Annotated in this window: 5 protein-coding genes; 1 reads left to right on the top strand and 4 read right to left on the bottom strand. The window is 70.7% G+C overall.

The genetic code is table 11. The annotated features are described in order from the left end of the window. Positions 1-58: 58 nt before the first annotated feature. The 4 genes from ACRDP3_RS14860 to ACRDP3_RS14845 form a co-directional block, all read right to left on the bottom strand. On the bottom strand, positions 59-1,285 hold the full coding sequence (locus ACRDP3_RS14860) for a branched-chain amino acid ABC transporter substrate-binding protein (RefSeq protein WP_431517408.1): 1,227 nt from the start codon (positions 1,283-1,285) through the stop codon (positions 59-61). A 304-nt stretch (positions 1,286-1,589) separates the two neighbouring features. After that, on the bottom strand, positions 1,590-2,228 hold the full coding sequence (locus tag ACRDP3_RS14855) for a hypothetical protein (RefSeq protein WP_431517407.1): 639 nt from the start codon (positions 2,226-2,228) through the stop codon (positions 1,590-1,592). 56 nt (positions 2,229-2,284) lie between these two features. Next, positions 2,285-2,758 carry a PaaI family thioesterase gene (locus ACRDP3_RS14850; protein ID WP_431517406.1) on the bottom strand — a complete coding sequence of 158 codons (474 nt, stop codon included), beginning with the start codon at positions 2,756-2,758 and terminating at the stop codon, positions 2,285-2,287. Positions 2,759-2,829: 71 nt separating this feature from the next. Next, entirely contained in the window at positions 2,830-5,118 is a 2,289-nt protein-coding gene (locus ACRDP3_RS14845) for an FdhF/YdeP family oxidoreductase (RefSeq protein ID WP_431517405.1), read from the bottom strand. Between the two features lie 39 nt (positions 5,119-5,157). Here ACRDP3_RS14845 and ACRDP3_RS14840 point away from each other — a divergent pair. Next, a partial coding sequence (locus ACRDP3_RS14840) for a DNA polymerase (protein ID WP_431517404.1) occupies positions 5,158-7,142 on the top strand: 1,985 nt, incomplete at its 3' end.

Raw genomic sequence — 7,142 nt, 5'->3', positions numbered from 1 at the left:
GGCGTTGTGCGCCCCCGCGCGGCGTTGTCGGTTGTGTTGAACGGGGCGGTTGCCCGGCTCAGTCCTTGAAGGTTCCGGTCTTGACGGGCACGTGCTTGCCCTTCTTGACCTCGTACAGCGAGAGCTGCTTGTTGGTGGTGTCGCCGTACTCGTCGAAGCCGACCTCACCGCTGACGCCGGAGAACTTCACGTCCTGCATGGCCTCGGTGACCTGCTCGCGGGCGTCGTTCACGTCCTCGGGCAGCTTGCCGTCGTTCTTCTCGACCACGGCCTTGACCGCCTGGATGATCGCCCAGGTGGCGTCGTAGGCGTAGCCGCCGTACGCCTCGTAGGCGTCCTTGTAGCCCGCCTCCTCGTAGGCCTTCGTGAACGCCTTGGCGCTGTCGAGGGTCTCCAGGGGGGCACCGACGGAGGAGGCGATGTCGCCTTCGGAGTTCTTCTTGGCCAGCTTCACGTACTCGGCGCTGAAGAGGGCGTCACCGCCGACGACCGGTCCCTTGAGCCCGGCCTGCTTGGCCTGGTCGGCCAGCGGGGCGCCGGCCGGGTACTCGCCGCCGTAGTAGACGAAGTCGGGCTTGGCCTTGGCGACCTTGTTGGCCACCGCGGTGAAGTCCTTCTCCTTGGGGTCGACGTGGTCGGTGCCGACCACCTTGCCGCCCAGCTTGGTGAACTCCTCCTTGAAGGTGGCGGCGAGGCCCTTGCCGTAGGTCTTCTTGTCGTCGATGACGTAGACCTTCTTGAGCTTCTTCTCGTTGTACATGTACTGCGCCGCGTACGGGCCCTGGATGGCGTCCGTGGTGGAGGTGCGGAAGTACGTGTCGAAGGGGCGTTCCTTCTTGCCGCTGCGCCAGTCGGTGCCCTGGGTGAGCTCGGGCGCGGTGTTGGCGGGCGAGACCTCGACCATCTTGGCCTTGCCGAACACCTTCTGCATCGACTGGCCGACGTTGGAGTTCAGCGGGCCGACGGCGCCGATGACCTTCTGGTCGGCCACGAACTTGGTGGCGTTCTGCTGGCCGCCGGAGGGCTGTGCGGCGTCGTCCTGCGCGTCCAGTTTGAAGGTGACGCCGTCGACGGTCTTCTTCTTGTTGGCCGTCTTGATGGCGAGGTCCGCGGAGTTCTTGATGCCCTGGCCGAGCGCGGACAGGTCACCGGAGAGCGGGGCGTCGAGGCCGATGGTGACTGTTTTGCTGTCACCACTCTTGCTGCCTCCGCCGTCGTCACCGCGTGAACCACACGCCGACAGCGTGAGAGATCCCGCGGCGACCGCGGTGGTGAGGATGAGCATGGAACGGTGGTGGCGCACGATCAGTCCTTTCCCCTTGGCTCGGCCTTCGGAGATGAAGGGCCGGGTCGCGCGCCGGGCCGTACTGGGGGTGGTACCTATCGGTGCTCGCTCGCACGCCCGGCTGCGCGGTGACTGGCCGTGACTCTATGGCCGAGGGCTGACGGTGGGCAGAGGTGCCGACAAGGTGTGACGTTCTTGTTATTCGCGCCCTACCGGGCCGTGTCCGTCGGAGGGCCGTGCGGAAGATCCGCTCCGGGGCGCCGATGTACCGGACACGTTTCGGGGAGATGAACCAGCAGATGGATCAGGGATTGGAGGAACGGGCGGCGCGGGCGGGCTCGCAGAGCGTCCGGAATGCGTGCGTGAGCGCGCGGGCGTAGCGCTCGCCGGGGATCACACTGAGGTCCTGCCGCGCCCGCGTATTACGCAGGGTGACATCCAGGAACGGTGACCGGGCCCGGAGTGGGACGTCGTCGCAGTCGGTGACTCTGGCCCGGAGGATGAGCTTCCGTGGGCTGCCGGGGGCGACGTCGACCGGGGCCCGATGGGCGAGCTGGAGATCGACCGCCTCGTAGCCCTGAGTGACGCCCAGCACCTCAAGCGGTGACGCGGCAGCGGCCTGCAGTTCGACGGTGAAGGTGCGGCGCTCGGGGTCCCCGGGGGTCAGCTGGGTGAAGGTGATCCGGGCGGCCTGTGCGGGGTAGGGCACCGGCTTCGCCGCCGGCTCGGCGGCTGGTGGCCGCGGGTGGGCCTCGTGCGACCGAGCGGTGAGCGCATAGCCGGTGCCGGCGGCCAGCAGGGCGAGGCCGGCTGCGGCCAGGCCGGCGCGGCGCACCCGGCGCGGGAGCGCGGACCAGCGCTCGTGGATCCCCGGCCGCTCGCGCCCCGAGGCCAGCACCTCCGGCCCGCCGCCCGTGTCGTCCCTCTCGCCCATGTCCCCCATGACCGGGAAAGCTAGCGGCCCTCGGGCCGCGGGACCAGACCCCGCCAGGGCCGCGGCTAGGGCCGCCGCGGCTGGGGCTCGGCGTCGCGCAGCAGGCAGGTCAGCCGGGCTGTGCACACGCGCTTGCCGGCCTCGTCGGTGATGACGGTCTCGTACGTCGCGGTGGAGCGCCCCCGGTGTACGGGTGCGGCCGTCCCGGTGACCAGGCCGGAGCGGAGTCCGCGGTGGTGGGTGCAGTTGAGGTCGACGCCGACGGCGAATCTTCCCGGCCCGGCGTGCAGCATGGCGCCGACCGAGCCGAGGGTTTCGGCGAGTACGGCCGAGGCGCCGCCGTGCAGCAGCCCGTACGGCTGCGTGTTGCCCTCGACGGGGAGTGTGCCGATGACCATCTCGGGAGCGGCCTCGGTGATCTGCAGGCCCATGCGGTCGCCGAGGTGCCCGGCGGAGAACAGGCTGGGCAGGTCGATCCCGGATCCCGACCACTGGTCGAGAACCTCCTGCGGGAACTTGGTCGTCGATCGCTCGCCCATGGGCCGCGGCTCCGATCACCGTGGTGGGTTGGTGTTGTCCGCACTGTCCTATCAGCCCGCTGAGCGCGCGCTCAGGCCGGGGTGACGCGGACCACCAGGGATTTGCCGGCCGGGGTGTTGCTCGTGTCGGCCGTGGCGTCGAGAGGGACCAGGACATTGGTCTCGGGGAAGTAGGCCGCCGCGCAGCCGCGCGCGGTCGGGTAGTGCACGACGCGGAAGCCGCGGGCGGTGCGCTCGGTCCCGTCCCTCCACTCGCTGGTCAGATCGGCGTACGTGCCGTCCGCGAGGCCCAGCCCGTCGGCGTCCTCGGGGTTGACGAGGACGACACGGCGGCCGTTGCTGATGCCGCGGTAGCGGTCGTCGAGGCCGTAGATCGTGGTGTTGTACTGGTCGTGTGAGCGGAGGGTCTGCAGCAGCAGCCGTCCCTCCGGCAGCCGGGGCCAGCTGACGGGGGCGGCGGTGAAGTTGGCCCTGCCGGTGGCGGTGGGGAAGCGCCGCTCGTCGCGCGGGGCGTGCGGCAGCGTGAAGCCCCCGGGCCGCGCCACCCGGGTGTTGAAGTCCTCGAAGCCGGGGATGACGCGGGCGATGCGGTCCCGGACGGTCGCGTAGTCCTTCTCGAAGTCTTCCCAGGGCGTACGTGAGGCGTCGCCCAGGACGCGCCGGGCCAGCCGGCTGACGATCGCGGGCTCGGACAGCAGGTGCGGACTCGCCGGGTCCAGCCGGCCGCGGGAGGCGTGCACCATGCCCATGGAGTCCTCGACGGTCACGAACTGTTCGCCGCCACCCTGGAGGTCCCGCTCGGTGCGCCCCAGGGTGGGCAGGATCAGCGCGCGGGCGCCGGTGACACAGTGCGAGCGGTTGAGCTTGGTCGAGACGTGCACCGTCAGCCGGGCGCGGCGCATCGCGGCCTCGGTGACGGCCGTGTCGGGGGAGGCGGCCACGAAGTTGCCGCCCATCGCGACGAAGACCTTGGCCCGGCCGTCCCGGAGGGCGTGGATCGCCCGTACGACGTCCAGACCGTGCTCGCGGGGCGCCGTGATCCCGAACTCCCGCTCCAGCGCGTCGAGGAAGTCGGGCCGGGGCCGCTCGTAGATGCCCATGGTGCGGTCGCCCTGGACGTTGCTGTGGCCGCGCACGGGGCACACTCCCGCGCCGGACCGCCCGATGTTTCCGCGCAGCAGCAGGAAGTTGACGACCTCGCGGATGGTGGGCACCGCGTGCTTGTGCTGGGTGAGGCCCATCGCCCAGCACACGACGGTACGGCGGGAGGCGAGCACCATCTCCAGGGCCTGCTCGATCTCCGTACGGTCCAGGCCGGTGGCCGTCAGCGTCCCGTCCCAGTCGGCGGCGCGGGCGGCCTCGGCGAACTCCTCGTACCCGTGGGTGTACTCGGCGACGAACTCCTCGTCGACGGCGCCCCCGCCCGGGTCGCCCGCCGCCGCTTCCAGGATCAGGTGGTTGAGTGCGCGGAAGAGCGCCTGGTCACCGCCGAGGCGGATCTGCAGGAAGAGGTCGGTCAGGGCGGTGCCGCCCCCGGCCAGGCCGCGCGCCGTCTGCGGGTTCTTGAACCGCGTCATGCCCGCCTCCGGCAGCGGGTTCACCGTGATGATCTTCGCGCCGCCGGCCTTGGCCTTCTCCAGCGCGGAGAGCATCCGCGGGTGGTTCGTGCCCGGGTTCTGGCCGGCGACGATGATCAGGTCGGCCTGGTGCAGATCCTCCAGGAGGACGCTGCCCTTGCCGACCCCGAGCGTCTCGGTCAGCGCCTCACCCGAGGACTCGTGGCACATGTTGGAGCAGTCGGGGAGGTTGTTGGTGCCGAACTCACGGGCGAAGAGCTGGTAGAGGAACGCGGCCTCGTTGCTGGTCCGCCCGGAGGTGTAGAAGACCGCCTCGTCGGGGGAGCCGAGTGCGCCCAGCTCCTCGGCGATGATGTCGAAGGCACGCTCCCAGGGGACCGGTTCGTAGGTCTCCGCGCCCGCCGCGAGATACATGGGCTGGGTCAGCCGGCCCTGCTGCCCCAGCCAGTACCCGGAGCGCGTCGCCAGGTCCGCCACGGGGTGCGCGGCGAAGAAGTCGGGGGTGACGCGGCGCAGCGTCGCCTCCTCGGCCACGGCCTTCGCGCCGTTCTCGCAGAACTCGGCGGTGTGCCGCTTGTCCGGCTCGGGCCAGGCGCAGCCTGGGCAGTCGAAGCCGTCCTTCTGGTTGACGCGGAGCAGGGTGAGCGCGGTCCGCCGCACTCCCATCTGCCGCTGGGCGTCCCGCAACGACCGCGTCACCGCCGTCGTTCCGGCCGCGGAGTCCTGTGGCGCGGAGATGTCCGGTGCGTCCTGGACGGGGTCGTGAGCAGGAGGTTTACGCATACTGCCGATACTGCCACGTGCGGGTGCTCGCGCACCGCGATGTCAGTGAGCCGTGGGAGGATCGGGGACGTGGCTAAGAAGGCATCGAAAGAGACCGGACCGCGCCTGCTCCTGATGGACGGGCACTCCCTCGCCTACCGCGCGTTCTTCGCGCTGCCCGCGGAGAATTTCTCCACCACGACGGGCCAGACGACGAACGCGATCTACGGCTTCACCTCGATGCTGTCGAACACCCTGCGTGACGAGGCTCCCACGCACTTCGCCGTCGCCTTCGACGTCTCGCGCAAGACCTGGCGCTCGGAGGAGTTCGCGGAGTACAAGGCGAACCGTTCCAAGGCGCCCGACGAGTTCAAGGGACAGGTGGAGCTGATCGGGGAGCTGCTGGACGCGATGCGGGTGCGGCGCTTCGCCGTGGAGGGCTTCGAGGCGGACGACGTCATCGCGACGCTTGCCACTCAGGCGGCGGCCGAGGGCTTCAAGGTCTCGATCGTCACCGGCGACCGCGATGCCTTCCAGCTGGTCAGCGATGACGTCACGGTGCTCTACCCCACCAAGGGCGTCTCCGAGCTGACCCGCTTCACCCCCGATAAGGTCCAGGAGAAGTACGGCCTGACGCCCGCCCAGTACCCCGACTACGCGGCGCTGCGCGGTGACCCCTCCGACAATCTCCCCGGCATCCCCGGTGTCGGGGAGAAGACCGCCGCGAAGTGGATCCAGCAGTTCGGTTCGTTCGCCGAGCTGGCCGCGCGCGCGGACGAGGTGAAGGGAAAGGCCGGGCAGAACCTCCGCGACCACCTGGAGGCGGTCACCCTCAACCGTCACCTCACCGAGCTCGTCCGGGACGTCGAGCTGTCCTGCGGTCCCGCGGAGCTGGAGCGCGTCGCCTACGACCGGGACACCCTAGGCGTCGTGCTGGACGCGCTGGAGTTCCGCCACCAGAACTTCCGCGAGCGGCTGTTCGCCGCGGACCCGGGCGGTCAGGAGGAGGAAACGGCCGCGCCGGCCGAAGGCATCGGCGTCGACGGCACGGTGCTGGGCGCGGGCGAGCTGGCCCCGTGGCTGGCGGAGCACGCGGGCGGCACGCTCGGCCTGGCCACGGTCGGCGCGTGGAAGCTGGGCGCGGGCAGCGTCAGCGAGATCGCCCTGGCCACGGCCGGCGGCCCGGCGTCCTGGTTCGACCCGGCGCGGCTGGACGCGGCCGACGAGCAGGCGTTCGCCGCCTGGACCGCCGACGCCGGCCGGCTCAAGGTCGTCCACGACGCCAAAGCGGTCACCCGGGTCTTCGCCGAGCAGGGCTGGAGCATGGCGGGCGTCACCATGGACACCGCACTCGGCGCCTACCTCGACAAGCCGGGCCGCCGTTCCTTCGCCATGGACGCGCTGTCGGTGGAGTATCTGGGCCGCGAGCTGGGCCCCGCCGCCGACGACGGCGGGCAGCTCGCCTTCGGCGTGGACGAACAGGCCGAGGCGCAGGCGCTGATGGTGCAGGCCCGTACGATCCTCGACCTGGGCGAGGTGCTCGAGGAGAGGCTGGCGCAGGTCGGCGCGGCGGAGCTGCTGCGCGACCTGGAGCTGCCGACCTCCGCGCTGTTGGCCCGGATGGAGCGTTCCGGCATCTGCGCCGACCGCGAGTGGCTGACCGGGCTGGAGCAGCAGTTCGCGGACGCCGCGCAGCAGGCGGTGACCGAGGCGCACGCCGCGGTCGGGCACGAGTTCAACCTCGGTTCGCCCAAGCAGCTGCAGGAAGTGCTCTTCGGGGAGCTGGGGCTGCCCAAGACGAAGAAGACCAAGACGGGCTGGACCACGGACGCCGACGCACTCGGCTGGCTGGCGACCCAGACCGAGCACGAACTGCCGGTGCTGATGCTGCGTTACCGCGAACAGCAGAAGCTGCGCACCACGGTCGAGGGCCTGATCAAGACGATCGCCGGGGACGGCCGTATCCACACCACTTTCAGCCAGACCGTCGCCGCGACGGGCCGCCTCTCCTCCACCGAACCGAACCTGCAGAACGTGCCCGTCCG

Origin of the sequence: Streptomyces sp. (genome assembly GCF_050698815.1) — a bacterium.
Classification (GTDB): Bacteria; Actinomycetota; Actinomycetes; order Streptomycetales; family Streptomycetaceae; genus Streptomyces.
The sequence above is the reverse complement of the archived record's forward strand: the minus strand, read 5'-3'. Positions and strand labels throughout refer to the sequence as shown.

Coding starts and splice junctions, on each gene's coding strand:
- ACRDP3_RS14860 (WP_431517408.1), bottom strand. CDS start 1,285: ATGCTCATCCTCACCACCGCGGTCGCCGCGGGATCTCTCACGCTGTCG.
- ACRDP3_RS14855 (WP_431517407.1), bottom strand. CDS start 2,228: ATGGGGGACATGGGCGAGAGGGACGACACGGGCGGCGGGCCGGAGGTG.
- ACRDP3_RS14850 (WP_431517406.1), bottom strand. CDS start 2,758: ATGGGCGAGCGATCGACGACCAAGTTCCCGCAGGAGGTTCTCGACCAG.
- ACRDP3_RS14845 (WP_431517405.1), bottom strand. CDS start 5,118: ATGCGTAAACCTCCTGCTCACGACCCCGTCCAGGACGCACCGGACATC.